The organism is Burkholderia sp. TSV86 (genome assembly GCF_001522865.1).
In the GTDB taxonomy this organism is placed as follows: Bacteria; Pseudomonadota; Gammaproteobacteria; order Burkholderiales; family Burkholderiaceae; genus Burkholderia.
Genome location: NZ_LOWB01000037.1, coordinates 1 through 18666, shown reverse-complemented (window position 1 = coordinate 18666; position 18666 = coordinate 1). Strand labels below are relative to the sequence as shown.

Sequence of the window (18666 nt, the reverse complement as noted above, 5' to 3'; positions counted from 1 at the left end):
GGTGGACTCCTTGCTGTTCGCGGCGCGCATTGCCGCTACGGGCTACGCCCTTCGCGCCAATGCGCGCCAGCATGAAAAACCAACCACTGTCAGATTTAGTCTAGTCCACCGCAGATCATGAAACCGGAGGTCGGTCAGGAACTTGTGATCTGGCCGCTGGCCGGCTTCTCTGCATTCTTCAAGGTAGAGCTTACGTGCGCGCGCTACGGCACGCTCGAAGGCCCTAGTAACGGCGTCACTACGAATTCCGAACACACGCCTACTATCGTTGCCTAGCTCATCATATGTGGGGGCAACTTTGGGGGCATCTTTAGCGTCATTGCGGCCGTCTTCTTTCAGGGCTTGGAGCACTTCGACGGCACGAGACGACAAAGGTACGTCACGGGCATCTCCGTTTTTTGTGGCTGGTAGGTGCGCGACTCGCCGCTTGAGATCTACGTGCTCCCATCGCAGCGACACGATTTCTCCCCGGCGCATGGCCGTTTCGACAGCCAGCCCGATAATGGCGGGCAGCAGCGCCGAGCTGCTTGCCGATACAACCCGCTCGAGCTCGCCATCCTGCGCGCCGCGCTCTGATTCGGGTGCATCGGCATCCGAGAATTCCGCGGTGGCCTCGCTCGCGGCGATGCGCCGCGTCCGCGCGTTGTTCGGCTGCGGCTTCCGAACCAGTTCGACCGGATTCGAGAGGCTTTCCATCCCCCACTCCTTGCGGGCGACGTTGAATACATGCGAGAGAACGGCTAGGCGACGCAGCACCGTGGCGGGCTTGTAGTCCTTTAGCCATTCGTCGCGGAGCTTCGCTATGTCCGCGCTGCGGATTGAGGCTAAAGGCCGCTTAGCTAGTTCAGGTGCCTTGCAGGTTTTTATAACGGAAGCCTCCTGCGCCGCGCCCTTCTTCGACAGCGAGATTTCTTCCTCGTAGCGTTTCAAAGCCTCATAGAGCGTTGTCGCCTCGGCTTCGCTGCGACTCACCCAGACGCCGCGCGACATTTCCGATTCGATCATCTTGGCCCAGGCTTCTGCCTCAGCCTTCGTGTTGAAGGTCTTACTCTGTGCAGGGTAGCCGTGTCGTCGCACCTGTGCGCGCCACTGGTAGGTGCCTCGTTTGGTGATGGTGGCCATCGTGAGGAAGGAGCATCTTGAACTCAGTGTGCCAAAATTGTGCCATAAAAGCCGGGAACACCGCAAAACTATTGGTTTAATAAGGTCTGTTTTTACATTCGCAATGCGAAGGTCGGGAGTTCGATCCTCCTCCGCTCCACCATAAATTCCAGTAAAAACAACGCACTTGAGACAGGAAGGATATTTTTGCCCCAAGTGCAAAGATATGCTTCCCTGACAAAGGGCAACGTTATGCTTCCCAAACAACAAAGCCGGCCTTGTGCCGGCTTTGTTGTTTGGGTGCAACTAGATGGGGCGCCGTGGCGCTTCAGCGAATGGCGCAGGCGAGCGTGTGAACCTCAGTTTGAGTTTTGGGTATCAACTCAAGCTGGAGCGTCGCTAAAAATAGGGTCTGGTCATTGTGTCTCGGCGACACTTTCGTCGGGTCATTGGCCGGCGGGGCAGGGCGAGCAGCGCCAGCGGTGCGTCACCGGTCTTGCGCACGCCTGGGCCGATAAGATGGTCGGCGCCACGGTTTCCGTGGCAACCACTACGGTGCGCGACCGCGCGCACCTCGATCACTCGCTCCGGGGAGCATCAGCATGACCAGCGCCACGAACGAAGAAACGCCGTGCCGCTGCATCGGCGCGGCGGCCTGCTGGACCGCCACCCTTTCCAGCAAGATACTCACGTGCTTCGGGCGCGTCCGTGCGACCGTAGGACGGTTGTAACTGATGGCGAGCGCGATCAACGTCAGAACCACCAGAACCGCGGACGTTTCGACTCATCCTCATCGTCTGCGCCTTCGAAAAGCACGTGCAGATCGTGCTCCGATAGGCCGAGCGCGTTTTCGACATTGGTGTCAGCGAATCTCCTCCGCAGATACGATAGACAGATTAAGACACGCCGATTGATATCCCAATTGCCTGCTGTGTTGAACGTCGGCAGATCGGCCGACAGCATTCGATAAATATCGCCCGGCAGGGCACCTTTCAACACTACCGTGCGCAATTCGGGAAGCACTACTGAGCATAGCTTCCACGTTCCAGCGGAGCCTTCATCCAACGCATTCCGCAACAAGTACGCTTGGAGTCGCACACGGTCATCGCCGCGCAGATCATCGGGGAGTGAGGTGAGAACGGTTGCCCACTCCTCTGCGCGCGGACTGCCATGACGGGGATATCCCAGGAAGGCAACGCCGAGTTGGACCCGGGACCATGAACGTTCAGTCCTTGGCCAGCCTGTCGCGAAGACTGCGCCCGCATTCGAGGCCCAAAGGCTCGTCCAAACGAAATTGATTTCGCCGCTTGCAATTGCATCGAGCGCAGCTTCGAACAACAGCTGCGGGTTTCTCCGGACCAATTCGTTGTTCTTGACAGCTCCCAAGTCCCGCCGCACTACCGACGCAGCAAGCGTGTACTGCGAGAGCAGCGCAGGATGAGCGTCAAGCAACTCGACGATCTCGTCGTTCGAAAGCATGGACACCGTGTCCCATCTGACCAGATCGGGCCGTGCTCGAAGAACCTGCATCATGAAGCGTCGAGGAAAATTCTGCGTCAACGTGCTTGCATCGACCCGAGTCGCGATGACGTTTTCAAGCTCTCCGGCCCACGGGGACAGCGCGTCATAGTGCAGATCCAAATATTGTGCAACTTCCCCGATTTCCACCGGATGCAAAGTCTCAAAGCGTCGGGCGACAGTGTCTGGAGGAACGAATCGGTGCACGTTCTGGTTCGCAACCACCTCCAGCAGACCCACCGGAGAGATCGGTGGTAAGAGGGACGGCGAAGCCGCCGGGATTCCAAGAATGTCCTTCTTCAGAATTTCCCCGTCGGTCAGATCGGGAAGTGCCTGAAAGACTTCCAGCACACGTTCGGTGGGAATGTTCTGCTGTCCGTGTCCGAGCAGAAACAACTCGACCAACATCCGATAATTGCTTCGCGCGGCAGCGATGTCTCGACCGTATCGCCACAGAAAGCGACGGAGATCGGTTACCTGGCACGTCGCAGCGTCACTGGCGCCCACACGCGCCCAGTTCGATATCTCGTCCTCTCGCATTTCCGCATCGATGGGCGAGTTCATCTGGACGTCATACTGGATCAAATCGCTTTTCCTTCGCTCGGTGCGGGCCGTGCGGAAAGTGAACGCCAGACGTAACCTCGGCCATTGCTGCGACCACATTGACATGACGACACTTTCCACGGTTTTCCGATCCAACTTCGCGGATAACAGCGTGGGCCGTCCAGAATAGTAGCTTTCGACTGCACATTGCAGCTCCGATTCGTCGATAGAAGGAGACGCAGTCGACCTCATATTCATCGATGCCGCTATCCCATAAGCATCGAAGTCACCGTGCGGACGTCTGAAATATTGGAGAAGATCGTGGAGGTTCGTGCGTGAAGCAAGGACACGTGCGTCTAGCAGCAGCACATGACTCCAGACGCAACCAGGCCGAGACAGTTCCGGAGCAGGCCACGTTCTGATGAGGGCGTATCGCTTGGACTCCTCGAGAGGAAGGCCAGTTATGTAACTCTCATCCTGTGCCAACCGAGCTCCTGTAGCAAGGTCAGTTGCCGCAGACAGCCGGTAAAGGTCGGCGGGCGGGAGCCGGACCGACGCCGCGATTTGACGGTGGCCCCGTGAATAACCAAACAGAGCCTGATCTAGCTTCTCGCCTTCGGACATATTCACAGCTTTGTGGTCCAACCGCCCAACCATAGCAATGGGCATGTGAGGTCATGTGGTGCAACTTCGCGACCAGTAATTTTGATGCGGTGGCTCGGCGGTTGCACCTGCAAGAGCCGCGCGCGGTCTGGGCCCGGGCCGCTTTCTTTCTTCGATAGGCGTCCGCCTTGCGCGGAGACCCCGTAGACGCGGACGTCACTAGGCCCCCGCGTGTTCGCAAGGTATTGTTGGAGCAGCGGCATCCGCTTCGCCAACCAGTCGTCGGCCGACTCCTCGTCAGTCAGATCCCACGCGGAAACGATGATCGCCACCCGCGAAGCGCTGGTCTCGAAGGGCGGTCGCTGCATTGCCTCGAGCAGATCGACTATCTGGACCTGGAGGGGCGTCCGTTCTGGAATCCACGGCGAATCCTCGCCGGATGCAACATCCGTCGCTGGATTGTCCGCGGTTGACGGCAGTTCTTCCTCCGCCTCGTCGTCGGAGTCGTCCGATCCAAGAGCATCCAGAATTGTCACTCCGTCGATGTTCCGATCGGCGCTCACGAACAGGAGCATGCCGGACGAATCGTTCACTAGTTCGATAAGCTCGGCGGAGCAGAGGCGGTTGGCGAATGCGGCTTCGAATCTCTCGCCCGGGAGGTCGGTGAACTCCAGTGTCAAATCCGTTGCCGATTGCGGATGTCGGAGGTTGATTGCGATATCTTCCACCTGATCGCTCTTCGTCCGTTCGACCTCCCAACCTTCGGACCAGGACTGCGCGATTTCCTCGAGATATCGGAAGTCTCCCGAATGCTTACCCTTCTCCAGGGCTGTCTGTAACTCCCTGCTATCGAGCAGATGCCACAGTGCAGCCGCGAAAGTGGATTTACCTGATCCGTGGAAACCGAAAACCATGTATCGATGCGGATTCATTCCTGCTCCAAGGGTTCGGCTTTGGCCAGGATTCGATCAATTTGACGCGGCAGGGTGGGGAGAGCAACGGGCAGGATGCTTGGTAACGACAACGGTGCGGTCCACCGCCTGACGGTTTCGTCGAGCCCGACGAAGCCAACCGCTTGATCCTTCTTCGGCAACGCGCATACGCGAAAACATTCGACCGCCAAGTCCTTGCGCGCAAACTCCTCCACAATCTGACGTTCGTACTCTGTCAGATAGTTGAGCTGATGCTCCGCGTCAGTCCGCGTCGTGGTGATGTCGAATTTCGTCGAAAGAATCTCCACGACCGGCCGGTGCGCCAACGCGCCGTTGTTGTTTAAGGCGTGAATCATCTGCTTGAACTTTCGCGTATAAGCCGTTCGTTGTTCGATTGAAGCAAGCCTTGCACCGTCCAGAACAAAGCAGATGCGTTGAGCGAGCGCAAGCTCGGAAAGAGTCGGGATAAGTTCTGTCGCGGTACGTGCGAAACTGTAGGCCTCTCCTGAGCGGTCGGACATCACGAGATCGACGATGTTGCCTGGACTTACTGCCAACGCTAGATGAAAAAATGACGGGGGATCATTTCGGCTCGTACGAGGAACGGTGGGAGTCATCCTCTGCGAACTCAGAAGAGCCAGATGATGCCGCTTTGCGAAGCCGACCAAAGTGCGGCTACCGGCGAAAGTTGCGCCGGCGAACGGCCCCTTGCAATACATCTCGTAGATAGCAGACAACAGGGTCGTCTTGCCCGCTTTGTGCTCTCCTACAAGTGCGACCGTGCGGATCGGGCGTTGCCGGGAGAATGCAACCACCTCATCAAGGTGCATTACATCCCCTGAAACAATGGATACCGGGGCGCTTATCACGAGAGGTGCGGGGTCGTCGGCACGGATTTCGGCCTCAGGCTCAGGCTCATTCCTTCCATAGTGGGGACAACTCTCGACCGGGTCGTTACCTAGCTTGCATTTGCCGATTGACTGAACTGGACAATCCTGGATCGAGCACGGGCTTGTGACGGCGTTCATTTCCCGAGCCCACCGTATCCGATCAGCAAGCGTTCGCGGAACGTATGCACCGCCAGTTCGTAGAGGGTTACCTCGTCGGCGGGAATGGTTCCCAACAATCCTTCGAGGACTTCACTCCAATGCGCGGTTCCGCGTTCGACCGCAAGATTGATTGCAGCATGCACCGGAAAGAGCGTTCGGGCTCCTTCCGGCAGAGGCTTGCGTAGGCGCGAAAGAACCTCAACTTCGATTCCTTCGATCGCCGATTTCAAGGACGTCTTCTTGCCCGCAAGCTTGCCCAACGCCCGCCGCAACAGGCCATACGCGCCGTACGGCCCCGGTATCGACCGTACGAGATCGCCGAGTTCGACCGCCGAGGCCAAGGCGATCGATGGTCCGACGAGCGCTGTCCGGGGCCTCTCGATGAGCTCGCTCCAATCGCCGATATACCACCAGAGCATGTCGACCTCTTCGGTGAGACGTGCCACATCACTTCTCAGCGCTATAGCGGCATCGTTTGCCGCATTTGCCACTTTTGTCGTGCCGTCTCGTAGGTCAGCTGATACCGCGTCCAAGGCGGCTCGAACCGTCGGCCCCTGGAAATTGTTTTGCGCCGCATCGAGCTCCGCTTTGAGGTCTTTAGCGGCCGGCATCGTTATCTTCTTGTCTGCCAGGACAATCCTGCGCTCGCTAGCCGAAGCGCTTATCGCGTCGCGAGCCTCGCTCAAGAGATCGCCACCGCCTGCCGGTTCGCGCTTACCGCAATAAGATGCCACTAAACTCGCGAGCGAACATGACACGCCGGCTCGCCAAGCTAAGTCCCGGAGCACAAGTGTGGCGATACGCGCGCCTTCTGCCTTGTCGATGGCGAGAGAGAAGTGCATATCCGCGGCTTTGACAGTCTTCTCGAACCATTCCGACACAGTCTCCTTGTCAAATGGCAGAGCGAATGCAATGCGACAGAGGTCATAGACCTTGTCCATTTGTTTGACGAGCGCGAATAGGCTCTCGTGAGCGCTGCGACGAGCCTCCACAACCTCGCGTGTCTCGCTCGGCGCCGCGGATCTGTACTCTTCCAGAAACTTGAATTCCTTTTTGCCCATCACGATCCCCCCTGCCCGGCCAACATCTCCTCGACCAAGTCGTTCAATAGTTGCAGCTTCCCATTTTCTTGACTGCGACGGACGGCGTTGATCGCCACCTCATAGTCCTTAAGGTTCCTGTCATCCTCTCGGTCGAGTTCGAGATTTGCAATAACGCGCCGTTGTTCGTGTTCCTTAAGCTTAAAGAACTTGATCGTCACGCTCCGGACCGTGACGGGCGACGCGCCATCCGTAGTCATCGGTCCCCCCGGCATTGATACGGTATCGGGTTGCGTTGGGTTGGATGTTGTCGCCACCGGCGCCCACGCCGGCAGGTCAAATCGACTCTCCCAAATTTCGCGATCGTCCGGATCGTGAATGGCCTGAAACTGCGATACTTCGTGCATTCTTACCCAAAGCCTTACCTTGAGGAAGCGCTTTGGTCCGTCCGTGTCGACCGAGACGTCGATCCAGTTATAACCAGGTTTCCAGTCAGCGTCGTCGCGGTCTGGCTGCAGCGCGCCAGCGCGTACCCGCACATAGCGCTTATGCTCCTCCACACGACGCGTATGCTCGTGCCCGAAGAGATGGATTTTTGCCACGCTGTTCACACGGTCTTCGAAGGCCTGTCTGTTCTTCAGCCATCCCAACGGATGATGGCACATCACAAGGTGCGTCACGCCATCTTCGACCGGGATTTGAGCCGCAGCCGGGTCGATCAGCATCCGCCCTTCGCGATCGTCCTCGTTCGATATCAGTACGGTATTGAAACCCCATAATCTAAGTTTCGAGCCATCATCGAGCAGCAGATCTCTACTAGCGAATGGACGGCTCATCACTCCCGCTTGCTGCCGCTCGGCCTCGCTCTCGATGTACGGGCGCAGCGCGCACAAAAATTTTGCCGCGAACCGATTATAGTTTTCGATGGGGCCGAAGATGACGTCGGCCGAGATACGGTCTCGCAACCACTTTCTTATCTCACTGTCGGCGTCCTTTGCTCCAATCTCGCGGAGTTGCTTGCGCGCGGCCATGAAAGCCGGTCCAGTCTCCACGCTCCGATCGACGTCGTGATTGCCGGGCACGACGAAGACGCTGTCGATCGCGCAGCCGCCTGCGGGACAGAGTTCGTCCTCCAACCATTGGTAAGCGAAGTCGTATTCGGTGGCCTTTCCTGCAAACGCGATGTCCCCCGTTATCAACACCCCATCGGCAGGACGTCCAATGCGTTCCCGCATCGCTTTGACATCGCGAATCATGTCGTTTCGTAAGGCCAGATTGGGATCGTCTGGCTGGCCTACCTCGACTTGCTTGAAGTGAATGTCGGAGATATGGAGAAAGAGCATCTAGCGGGCTCCGTTGCCGTCGATAAAGCTATAGGTAAAGGCCGTTCCGGGTCGACAGCCGTCCGTCACATTCGACGGGTAGCGGCCATGAAGGGACTCTCGTCTGGCCCCTCGTTTGGACACTCAACCGACCGCACAATTCAGAAAGCGGTCATTCGATTCCGAAGGCTAACGTGAAACCGCGACGCCAATCAATCCCGGGCCCATGCAAGCAGGATTTCGCGCTGGGATTGCGCCGGTCGTCGACACACCACCGCCCACCAGCCCGTCAAAGCGAATGGCAGGCTCGTGAGCTCATTTCAGGACTGCGTCACAGGCGTCGAGCAATTGAGGCCGCCACAAGGCGCGGAAAGCGGCGCGGCAGGAGCCGAAGTCCAACCCACCACCACGCCGCCCAATTGCCCGGTTACGCCACCGAAGCCCGCCTTGGTATGTTGCTCCGTGTGCAATACATCTGCGCCCGCCAAGCAATCACCGGGCTCATTCATTTTCCAGGCGCCATGGTCCCAACCGGCAATCCGATGCAAATCGGCACCGCCCTTCGTTGGATGTTGGGTGTTTTTCCCATGCTTGTTGTCGGAGCCAAAGCTGTAAGCCAGCCGACAGTATCCTCCATTATCGGGCGCTGGCGCAGAGCTCCATCTCCCTAGCGTTGCGCCATGATGAGGTGCTACTAATCCAACAAGCGGCTCGTCCGTCTGGCTGGCATCGATATACGAGTAATCGCAATCGCCCGTGAGAAGCCACCTCTTGCTAGGCAGCGTGGACGTGTCTTCTGCCATCAGAATGATGCCCGTGTTGTTTCTGTCTCCGCCGTTACCAACGGCGATGGTCAACTGTCGGGATGCCGCAATATTCACGTGTACAGGAGATCTGGTCGACGGCTTATAGATGAGAACATCGCCGCCGTTAGCCACGATGTCATATGCGAACGCGAGATGCACCGGACCCGCTTTCTGTTCCGGAGCTAACCAGGTCTTGGACAGGGCGGGATAAGTGCCAGCTCCAGGGGCGCCCGCCGGCGCAGGTGCCATCATCGCATAGGCGCCGGCCCAGTGGTCTGCATCCCAATGCGACAGGATGACGGTGTCCACCCGGCTGAAGCAGAAAACGAGATTGGCGGGCGTGGTCGAACTGTTTCGGTATACCCCTGCGCCCAAGTCATAGTACAACGTCGGGAAAGCCGACGATACCTGGTTTTTCAGGAACGAGTTGCAGTTCCCCTGGCCGACGTCGTAAATGGCAAGCAGGTCTGCGCAAACGCGTTGCAGACGAGGGGCAAGGAAACGCTCATCCGCTGTCGGAAGGTGTGCGAAGGAAAAGGCCTGAGTCAGTAACTTGTCCGCTTTTCCAGACGGCATAGTGCCTTGCACATAGACTGTCGTAGGTGGCGCAAACAGATTGGAGTAAACATTCGCAGGCACTGCGCCGGGCACCGGTACCGTCGAGAAACTCAGGTGAAACCATGCTCTTTCGAAACTTTGATACCAACCATTTGGTTCACCCTTAGATTCATAATCAGCTGCATGAGGATATCCGAAAGGATGACGGTAGGCCGTGCCGTCCGTCGGGGACAGCGTAACTTCGACTCGATATAAGGAGGCGTCTTCAAACGGGTTCACCCCGGGCGAAGGAGTCAGCTTCTGCTTTAACAGCTTCTGGTGCTGGTAGTCGCTGATACCAGCCTGTTGCCAGAAAGAGCTGCTCTCGAACCAATCGCCATCAACCACATCTAGAGCAATAATGACATCGCCCCTCGGAGACATTTCGACATGGTCTACCGTGGCATAGCCCGCCAGAGGAAAGTCTGATCTCATCTCCTCAAATCTTCTGAAGTGCCTATTCATCGCTTCCTTCAATCTCTGTATTGTCGGGAGTCAAACACGAAGACTTTACATCGAACAACGCTATTCGGCTGAAATGATAATTCCTTGATGAAGAGCTTGTCTCCATCGCGCACTCTTTCTTCGAGTTCCGGAAGAAACGACAGCAGGCGCACCAGCCGGCGTTCTCGTGGCCAGCCTTCAAGGGGTCTTCAATGATGCCGAGCTTGTGCTCCTTGTGAGCGTCGTCGCAGACAAAAAAACAGAAGCTTTTCGTCCTAGTCACCGCTAACCTTCGCGCAAGTAAGGAATCTAGTCTCACACATCCGCAGGTATCACGCGGCTTCAGTCGGTTGCGCGTGGCGTCGAGAAGGCGATTCAGGTTGTGCGGGCGGAAATGCGCCTGTCGATTGTGTCAGGATGAAGGGATGGTGTTCCATAAAAATAGAAAGACATTTGTATGAATGGTCACCGAAACGTCGGAATTTGGCATCTGATCACTATCAACTATTGTCAAATTTCATCAACGTGGTGTCGCAACGAAGTTGCGTCATGCTAACGTCGTCGCAAGCGTTTTTCTGGCCGAGATCTTTCGAGAATCGTTTCTGCCGTCCGCGCTAGAAAACCCCGAAAAGAATACCAAGCGAATAAGAATGCGAGTGAAGACCACACGACGGACGTCGGGGGTACACCACGTCCTGCGCAAAATCGTGCGCGCCGAAAACTGGATGAATCCCCGTTCCGCAGGATCTACACTTGCGGAGCATCGTCGGCCGCTGTGGATGCGGGTTACGGCTTTCGTCACGGCAGTGGTCTTCGCCGCCATGTCGATACCTGCGGTGGCACAGATCAGTCCCGCCGCAGATGGCAAGGGCCCCGGGGTCTCGACCACCCCATCAGGCGTTCCCCTCGTACAGATCAATCGACCGTCCGCCGCGGGCGTGTCCGACAACCACTACTCGCAATTCTCGACGGGTTCGGCCGGCGCCGTACTCAACAACTCGCCGACCTCGACGCAGACCCAGCTCGCCGGCTGGGTTCCCGGCAATGCGAATCTGACATCGGGCGCGAAGGTCATTCTCAATCAGGTGACGGGTGCGTCGCCGAGCATGCTCGGCGGGCCCCTGGAGGTGGCGGGTGCCAGGGCACAGGTGGTGATCGCAAACGGAAATGGCATCACCTGTTCGGGTTGCGGATTCATCAACACGAACAAGGCGGTCTTGACGACCGGTACACCGGTCATCGATTCGGCCGGCAATCTCTCATCTTTCCGCGTGACGGGTGGCACGGTCTCATTCACGGGTTCGGGCATGAATGCCTCGAACGTCGAGAGGGTTGATGTGCTCGCACGTGCCGTGCAACTGAACGCGGCGCTCTACGCGAATCAGCTCAACGTCGTGACCGGTGCGAACCAGATCGACGCCAATACGCTCGCTGCGACGCCGATCGCCGGCACGAGTGTCGCGCCTTCGTTCGGACTCGACGTGAGTCAGTTGGGCGGAATGTATGCCCAACGCATCCTGTTGGTGGGCACCGAGGCAGGCGTCGGCGTGAATGACGGCGGCACAATCGCTGCGCAGACCGGTGATCTGAGCCTGTCGACGCAGGGGCAATTGACGGTATCGGGGAACATCAATGCTGCCGGCAACCTGAATATCGCTGCTCGCCAGGGTGTCTCGAATAGCGGTGCAATCTACGGCCTGCAATCGACGACGGTGAATTCCGTCGGTGACATCGGCAACAGCGGCACGATTGCTGGACAGAATCAGGTCTTCGTCAACGGCCAGAACGTCTCGTCGACGGGCACGCTGGCGGCCGGTGTGGACGCTAATGGGCAAATCGGGGCGAGCGGCGATCTCACGGTCGTGGCTGGTAACCGGCTGAGCGCCAATGGTCAGAACCTCGCCGGCGGCAATGCAACGTTGCAAGCGGCAACGGTAGATCTGTCCGGCTCGAAGACTGCGGCGAACGGCAGTCTGGCGATTTCAGCAACGACCGGCGATGTGAACCTCACGGGTGCCACGACGCAGGCTGGTCAGCAGGCAAACATTGCAGCGCCGGGCGGAACGGTGCGTAACGATGCGTTGTCGGCCACGCAGATCGCGCAGATTACCGCGCAGCAGATCAGCATCAACGCGGCTGCCTTGTCGAACCGCGGCGGGTCCATCCAGCAGACGGGCACGAACAACACGGCCATTCAGATTGCCGGCGTGCTCGACAATACCGGCGGCACGATTACGACCAACGCGGCCGATCTCGCGATTCACGCCGGATCGATTGCGAACGCCAGCGGCCAGATCCACCTGGCCGGCAACGGCACGCTGAGCGTCGCCACCGGCGCGCTCGGCAACCAGGCAGGGTCGATCGGCAGCAACGGTGCACTCGGTATTAATGCCGCAAGCATCGACAACACGGGCGGTGTCCTCACGTCGATGGGCACCGCTACCGTGGCGTCGACCGGTGCGCTGACGAACGTGAATGGCGCGATCGAATCGGCAAAGGGACTGGCCGTCACGGCGGGCTCGGCGGACAACACCGGCGGACGCATCCAGTCGGATGACGCGTCGGGTATGACGCTCCAGGTCGCGGGCCAGTTGACGAATGCCCATGCACCAGGCACGACTTCGGGCGGGCTGATTGGCGCGAACGGCAACACGCAGGTCAGCGCGGGGGCGATCACCAACAGCGGAACCATCAGCAGCGCGCAGCAGCTCGATGTGACGGCGACCCAGGCCGTCGACAATTCCGCAGGCGTGCTCGCCGCGGACGGCATCGCGATCCGCGCGGGCTCGATCAAGAATAATGGCGGCACGATCTCGCAGACCGGCACCGCCGCCGGCGCGACGATCGCCGCAACGGGCGCCGTGGACAATTCCGGTGGCGTCATCGCGGCCAACGGCCCGAACGCGACGATTAGTTCCGGGGCGCTCACGAACGATCAGGGCGCGATTTCGCATGCGGGTTCAGGGAAACTGGACATCCAGACCGGTGCGTTCTCGAACCAGCAGGGGACGATCGCGACGAATGGCGATGCGACGCTCGCCACCGGCTCAGCGACCAACAGCGGCACGATCGAGGCTCAGAAAACGCTGCAGCTGACTTCGTCGTCGCTGACCAATAGTGGCGCTGTCGAATCCGTCGGAGCGCTGTCGGTGAACGCAGGCGCGCAGCTCGCGAATGCCGGCGGGAAAATCCTGGCGGGCACGTCAACTGCACCGAGCGCCCTGTCGGTTACAGCTACCGATATCGACAACAGCCAAGGGGCGCTCGGTGCCGGATCGGTGTCGCTGAATGCGACGAACCTGACGAACCACGGCGGTTCCATCGTTCAGTCGAACTCGAACGGCAGCGCGGCGCTCAACGTTGCGAACACGCTCGACAACAGCAACGGTGGCTCAATTCAGGTCGCGGCCACCAACCTCAGCCTGACGCCGCAAATTCTGAACAATTCGGGCGGCACCATTGCCCACGCGGGGAATGGTGTGCTGACGGTGCAATCTGGCACGGTCACGAACGACGGCGGGTTCCTCGGCTCCAACGGTGCGACGACGATCAACGCCAGCACGGTGTCGAATCGTGGTGGCACGCTTTCGGCGGTCGGGAGCACATCCGTCACGGGGACGAACGGGGTCGACAACAGCGCGCTGTCGGGCAAGAGCGGCTATATCGGCGGAGCTTCAGTCGCGGTCGGCTCTCAAGGAGCGGTGAACAATACCGGCAGCCTGGTAGAAGCTGCGACCGGATCGGCGAGCGTCAACGGACAGACTGTCACAAACGATGCTGGCGTGATTCGCGCGCTCGGCGCAGCACCCGTGACCATAACGGCGGTCGGCGCACTGTCGAACCGAGGCGGTTCGATCGGTGGCAATCGCAACGTCTCGGTGTCTGGCGCATCGATCGACAATACGTCGGGCACCTTGGCCGCACTCGGCGACCTGAACGCGGCGTCGGCAAGCACGCTGACAAATACTAGTGGCCTCGTCGAGGCACAGGGCAACATAAGTGCGAGCGCAGTCGGCGCAATCTCGAACCAGAGCGGCAAGATCAAGGCGGTTGGCGCAAATAGCGCGCTGACGCTGTCCGGCAGCAGCATCGACAACACGAGCGGCGCGATCACGAATGCCGGGACCGGCGCGACGACGCTCACGGCGGCCAGCACGATCACGAACGCCAATCCGACGGGCGCGGCATCGTCGGGACTGATCGCTGGCAATGGTGCGGTCACGCTCAACGCAGTGAGCCTGTCGAATACGCAGGGCGGTAATGTGTCGGCCGCAGGCGACCTGACGCTCAACACACCGTCGAGTGTGGTCAACGACGGTGGCACGCTCGCCGCAGGCGGAAACCTGACGGTCAATCAGCCCGGCGCGACGTTTTCGAACGTCGGTGGATCGGTGTCCGGCGGCAACGTCGCGTTGACTACTGCGACGCTCGACAACACCCGCGGCGCCATCGCCAATCCGGCCGGCGGTGCAGGCAATGTGGCGATCCATACGGGCACGCTGACGAACACGAACGGTTCGATCGGCAGTACACAGGATCTATCGGTGACGGCCAATTCGCTGGTCGGCGACGGGAAAATCGTCGGCGGTCGCGATGCGACGATCAACCTGCAAGGCAACTATACCTACGATGCCGCAAACCAGATCACGGCGATCCGGAACCTGACGTTCTCGACGACGGGTACGTTTACGAACGCCGGTACGTTCTCGTCGGCCGGCAATCTGACGCTGAATGCCGCGAACGTCGTCAACCAGGCCGGCGCCGACATCGCGTCGGGCAACGCCGCGGATCCGAGCACCGGTGCGACGACGATCAACGCGGCTGGCGGCGATATCAATAACGCAGGCCGGATCGAAGGCAATACGGTCACGACGACCAGCAATACGCTGGAGAACAGCGGCTCGATGATCGGCGGAACGGTCACCGCGAACGCGAATACCCTGACGAACGACGGGGCCGCGGCGATCATTGCCGGCACGAACGGCGTCAACCTGTGGGTGCCGGGCACGGTCAACAACCAGAACGGCGCGACGATCTACAGCCTCGGTGACGTCAACATCGCAGCGAACGGTGCGACGGATGCGAACGGCAATCTGGTTAACCAGACGGGCATCGTGAACAACCTGTCGTCGACGATCGAGGCGAACGGCAACCTGAATATCGCCGCGAACCAGATCAACAACGTTCGGCAGAACATCCAGACGACCACCACCACGTCGACGCAGACGGCCAAGCTGCTGCCGCTGCCCTGGCTGCACACCGGCTGGGCTGGCGCATCAGCGCCGTTCCAGGACGTGAACACGCTGGTTCAGAGCGCGTACTACCTGAATCCGGCGGACATCGTATCGATCACGCCGATGGTGTCGCCCGACGGCGTCCTGATCCAGAAGGTCGTCGTGAACATGCCGGCGAACGCGTCTGCGTTCCAGTCCGCCTGGGGCAGCTATGCGCGACCGCAATCGAACGGCGGCACGGCCTGGACCGATGGGCAGCAACAGCGCCTCCCGACCACAGCCGGTCAGCAGGTCCTGTACGTCCAGACGGTCCAGAACGGTCAGTCGAACCCCGATCAGGCCGGCGGGACGGCGTGGCCCGACCATAGCCTCGATACGGTGGCCAACGTCTACGGCTCCATCAGTTACTCGGGCCAGTACGGCGATTGCACGACGAACTGCGTGCGACTGGAAGTGCAGTCGCAATACACCGATCCGAACAGTCAGTTCCTGAAAGGCGGCAGCCCGAACCTGTCCAGCTCGAATCTGGTTGAGGCCGAGCGTGATGCGACGACCACGACGACGGCGACCACACTCGCTCCGGGCAGTGGTGCGCCCGCGTTGATGACGTCGGGTGGTGCGATGAACCTGACGATCGGCACGCAGTTGAACAACAACAACGGCACGATCGCGGCCGGTGGCAACCTGAACATTGACGGGCAAGCGAGCAACGGCAGCAACGCGAAAATCGCGAACACGTCGACGCAGCTTGCGACGACCTATTCATTCTCGAACAAGTCGGGTTATGGGTCGGTCGGCGGGCCGCAGGTGCCGTCGACGTGGGTAACGTGGACGAATCCGTCGATCACGCTCAATACCGGCGTGGCGGGCGGCACGATTACCAGCAATCAGGCAGTCACGATCAACGGCGGCCAGATCTCAAACACCAGCGTCTCGGCAACCGGCGGCGTTACCGGCGCGAGCGCCCAATCGCTCGGTCTGGGAAGTGTCGCGTTGACGGGATCCGCTGGCAACGGCGCAGTCAGTGGCGGCACGTCGGTCACTACGACGAGTAGCGTGGCGGGCAAGACGACCGCGACCACCGTGTCCGGTGCGGTGCGTAGTGTGGACGGTGCGCGCTCGTCCGTGTTGAACCCGGTGCTGCCGTCGAGTGGGCTGTACAAGGTGGCGAATTCGCCGGGCGTCAATTACTTCGTGCAGACCGATCCGCGCTTCACGAGCTACTCGAATTTCATTTCCAGCGACTACATGCTGAACCTGCTCGGAATCAATCCGATGCAGACGCAAAAGCGCCTCGGAGATGGTTTCTACGAAACGCAGCTAGTGCAGCAGCAGATCACGAGCCTGACCGGCCGTCGCTACCTGCCGGGCTACGCAAGCGACGAAGACGAATACCAAAAACTGATGGCAAGTGGCGTGGCCACCGCCAAGCAGTTCAATCTTGAGCCTGGCGTCGCGCTCACAGACGCGCAGATGGCGGCACTCACGCACGACATCGTCTGGCTCGTCAGCGAAACCGTGACGTTGCCTGACGGCTCGACGCAAACTGCGCTGGTGCCGCAGGTCTATCTGGCGAAGACGGACGATGCATCGCTGTCGCCGACGGGCGCGCTTATCGCCGGGGATTCGGTATCCATTCATGGGACCGATGTGACGAACGCCGCGGGCACGATCGCGGCGACCAAGAACGCACTTGTCGTCGCGGACAACGACATCCAGAACCTGGGCGGCCTGATCTCGGGCGGTAACGTTGGATTGCAGGCCGGGCACGACATCGTCAATCAGTCGCTCACGAACACCGAGACGGCGAGCTTTGCGAATGGCACGTCGAGCCACACTTCGATCGGCGCGGTCGCGCAAATCCAGGCGACGAACAACGCGGTGCTGATGGCGGGCAACTCGATCCGGGTCGAAGGCGCGCAGGTCGCTGCGGGCGGAAACCTTGGGTTGTCGGCCGGCAACGGCATTGACGTCGGCACGGTGCAGACCGGCTCGAGCGTCGGTGCGCGACTCGACTCGCAAAATACCAGCACGTTCAAGACGACGAATCAGGTAGGTAGCACCCTCTCGGCGAGCGGCAATCTGGGCCTGGTCGGTGGCGGAGACATCGGCATCACCGGTAGCAATCTCACGTCGACCGGCGATCTGACGGTTGCGAGCTCCGGGAATGTCAATATCACCGGCGCAACCAACAGCACGTCGGATTCGCGACATGGCGCGAACTCGAAGGGCTGGAACAGTTTCGATCTGTCCACGCAATCGAACGTTGGGAGCGCGCTGTCGGCGGGCGGCAACGCCACCGTGCTGGCAGGCGCGCGACAGGATACGAACGGCAATCTGGTGCTTGCGACCGACGGTGGTGCCCCGGCGAAGAATCTCACATTGCAGGGATCGAGTGTCGTCGCGGGCAACGACGGCCACGGGACGAGCGTCGCGACGCTTGGCGCGACGGGCGACGTGAATATTGGCGCGGCGCAGGATACCTCGACATTTAATAGCGTGAGTCATTCGTCCGCGAGTCACTTTCTCTCGCACTCGACAACCGACACGAGCCAGCAGTTCACTGCAACGCATTCGACCGGCTCGCTCGTATCGGGGGATACGGTGGCGGTAACGGCGGGCCACGATCTGAACGTACAAGGCAGCGCCGTGGTCGGCACGAACGCCGTGACGCTCAGCGCGAAGAATGACGTCAACATCACGACGTCGCAGGACACCGTCGATTCGAGCAGCTACTACCACACCAGCAAGTCGGGCTTGATGAGCAGTGGTGGAGTCGGCGTGACGATCGGCAGCCAGTCGCTCGCGCAGACGGACAAATCGTTCTCCGTGACCAACAACGCCAGTACGATCGGCGCATCCAGCGGGAACGTCACGATCAATGCCGGTCACAACTTGGGTGTTACCGGCAGCCAAGTCGTTGCGGGTGGCAATGTGGCGATGACCGGGCAAAACGTGACGGTCAATTCCGCGTACGATACCTATACCGACGCGCAGACTCAGCAAGCTCGTCAGGCCGGCCTCACGGTCGGACTGGGCGGTGGTGTGATGCAAACTGGCCAGACGATGGTGGGCGACGTGCGGTCCGGCGTGGCTTCCGGCGATTCGCGTTTGATGGCTGTACAGGGGCTGGCTGCAGCGGAATCGGCTTATCAGAACCGAGGCGCAATCGGAAGCACGGCAAGCGCATTGGCGAACGGCAATGGCAGTCAGGCGGCGAACGCGTCTGGTATCCAGTTGCAGATCAGCGTCGGCTCCAGCCAAAGCAACAGTTCATCCAGCACATCGATCTCCACCGCCAAGGGTTCGTCGATCATTGGCAATGGAAACGTGTCGATTACCGCAACCGGTGCGCCGGGCACGGATGGCAAGGCCCAAGCCGGCACCGGCGACATTGTGATGAATCGGCCCGGGTTTTTCGGAGACCTCAACCTTTGAGAGAATGGGGTCATGGAAACCTTAAAACCTGAAAGCAAT

Annotated in this window: 8 protein-coding genes and 1 pseudogene; 1 reads left to right on the top strand and 8 read right to left on the bottom strand. The window is 59.8% G+C overall.

What is annotated here, in order from left to right; translation table 11 throughout:
- Window positions 1-42: 42 nt before the first annotated feature.
- The 8 genes and pseudogenes from WS68_RS06505 to WS68_RS06470 form a co-directional block, all read right to left on the bottom strand.
- On the bottom strand, window positions 43-1122 hold the full coding sequence (locus tag WS68_RS06505) for a tyrosine-type recombinase/integrase (RefSeq protein WP_197419541.1): 1080 nt from the start codon (window positions 1120-1122) through the stop codon (window positions 43-45).
- 732 nt (window positions 1123-1854) lie between these two features.
- A complete protein-coding gene (locus WS68_RS06495; protein ID WP_197419540.1) occupies window positions 1855-3303 on the bottom strand; it encodes a hypothetical protein in 1449 nt (482 codons plus the stop codon).
- A gap of 174 nt (window positions 3304-3477) precedes the next feature.
- A pseudogene (locus WS68_RS29540) lies at window positions 3478-3786 on the bottom strand (GAP1-N1 domain-containing protein); the annotation flags it as partial.
- A gap of 2 nt (window positions 3787-3788) precedes the next feature.
- Entirely contained in the window at window positions 3789-4697 is a 909-nt protein-coding gene (locus WS68_RS06490) for a hypothetical protein (protein ID WP_156429369.1), read from the bottom strand.
- Complete coding sequence (locus WS68_RS06485; protein WP_197419539.1) at window positions 4694-5725, bottom strand: TRAFAC clade GTPase domain-containing protein; 1032 nt, start codon at window positions 5723-5725, stop codon at window positions 4694-4696. The genes WS68_RS06490 and WS68_RS06485 overlap by 4 nt, the downstream gene beginning before the upstream one ends.
- Entirely contained in the window at window positions 5722-6807 is a 1086-nt protein-coding gene (locus WS68_RS06480) for a GTPase-associated system all-helical protein GASH (RefSeq protein ID WP_059570019.1), read from the bottom strand. Before WS68_RS06480 ends, WS68_RS06485 begins: the two co-directional genes overlap by 4 nt.
- The gene (locus tag WS68_RS06475) at window positions 6807-8129 is read right to left on the bottom strand and encodes a metallophosphoesterase (protein WP_059570018.1); all 1323 of its coding nucleotides are present in this window, start codon (window positions 8127-8129) and stop codon (window positions 6807-6809) included. Before WS68_RS06475 ends, WS68_RS06480 begins: the two co-directional genes overlap by 1 nt.
- A gap of 299 nt (window positions 8130-8428) precedes the next feature.
- The gene (locus WS68_RS06470) at window positions 8429-9976 is read right to left on the bottom strand and encodes a hypothetical protein (protein WP_059570017.1); all 1548 of its coding nucleotides are present in this window, start codon (window positions 9974-9976) and stop codon (window positions 8429-8431) included.
- Between the two features lie 815 nt (window positions 9977-10791).
- Between WS68_RS06470 and WS68_RS06465 the strand changes: the two genes are divergently transcribed.
- On the top strand, window positions 10792-18627 hold the full coding sequence (locus WS68_RS06465; RefSeq protein WP_197419538.1) for a two-partner secretion domain-containing protein: 7836 nt from the start codon (window positions 10792-10794) through the stop codon (window positions 18625-18627).
- The last annotated feature ends 39 nt before the right edge of the window (window positions 18628-18666 follow it).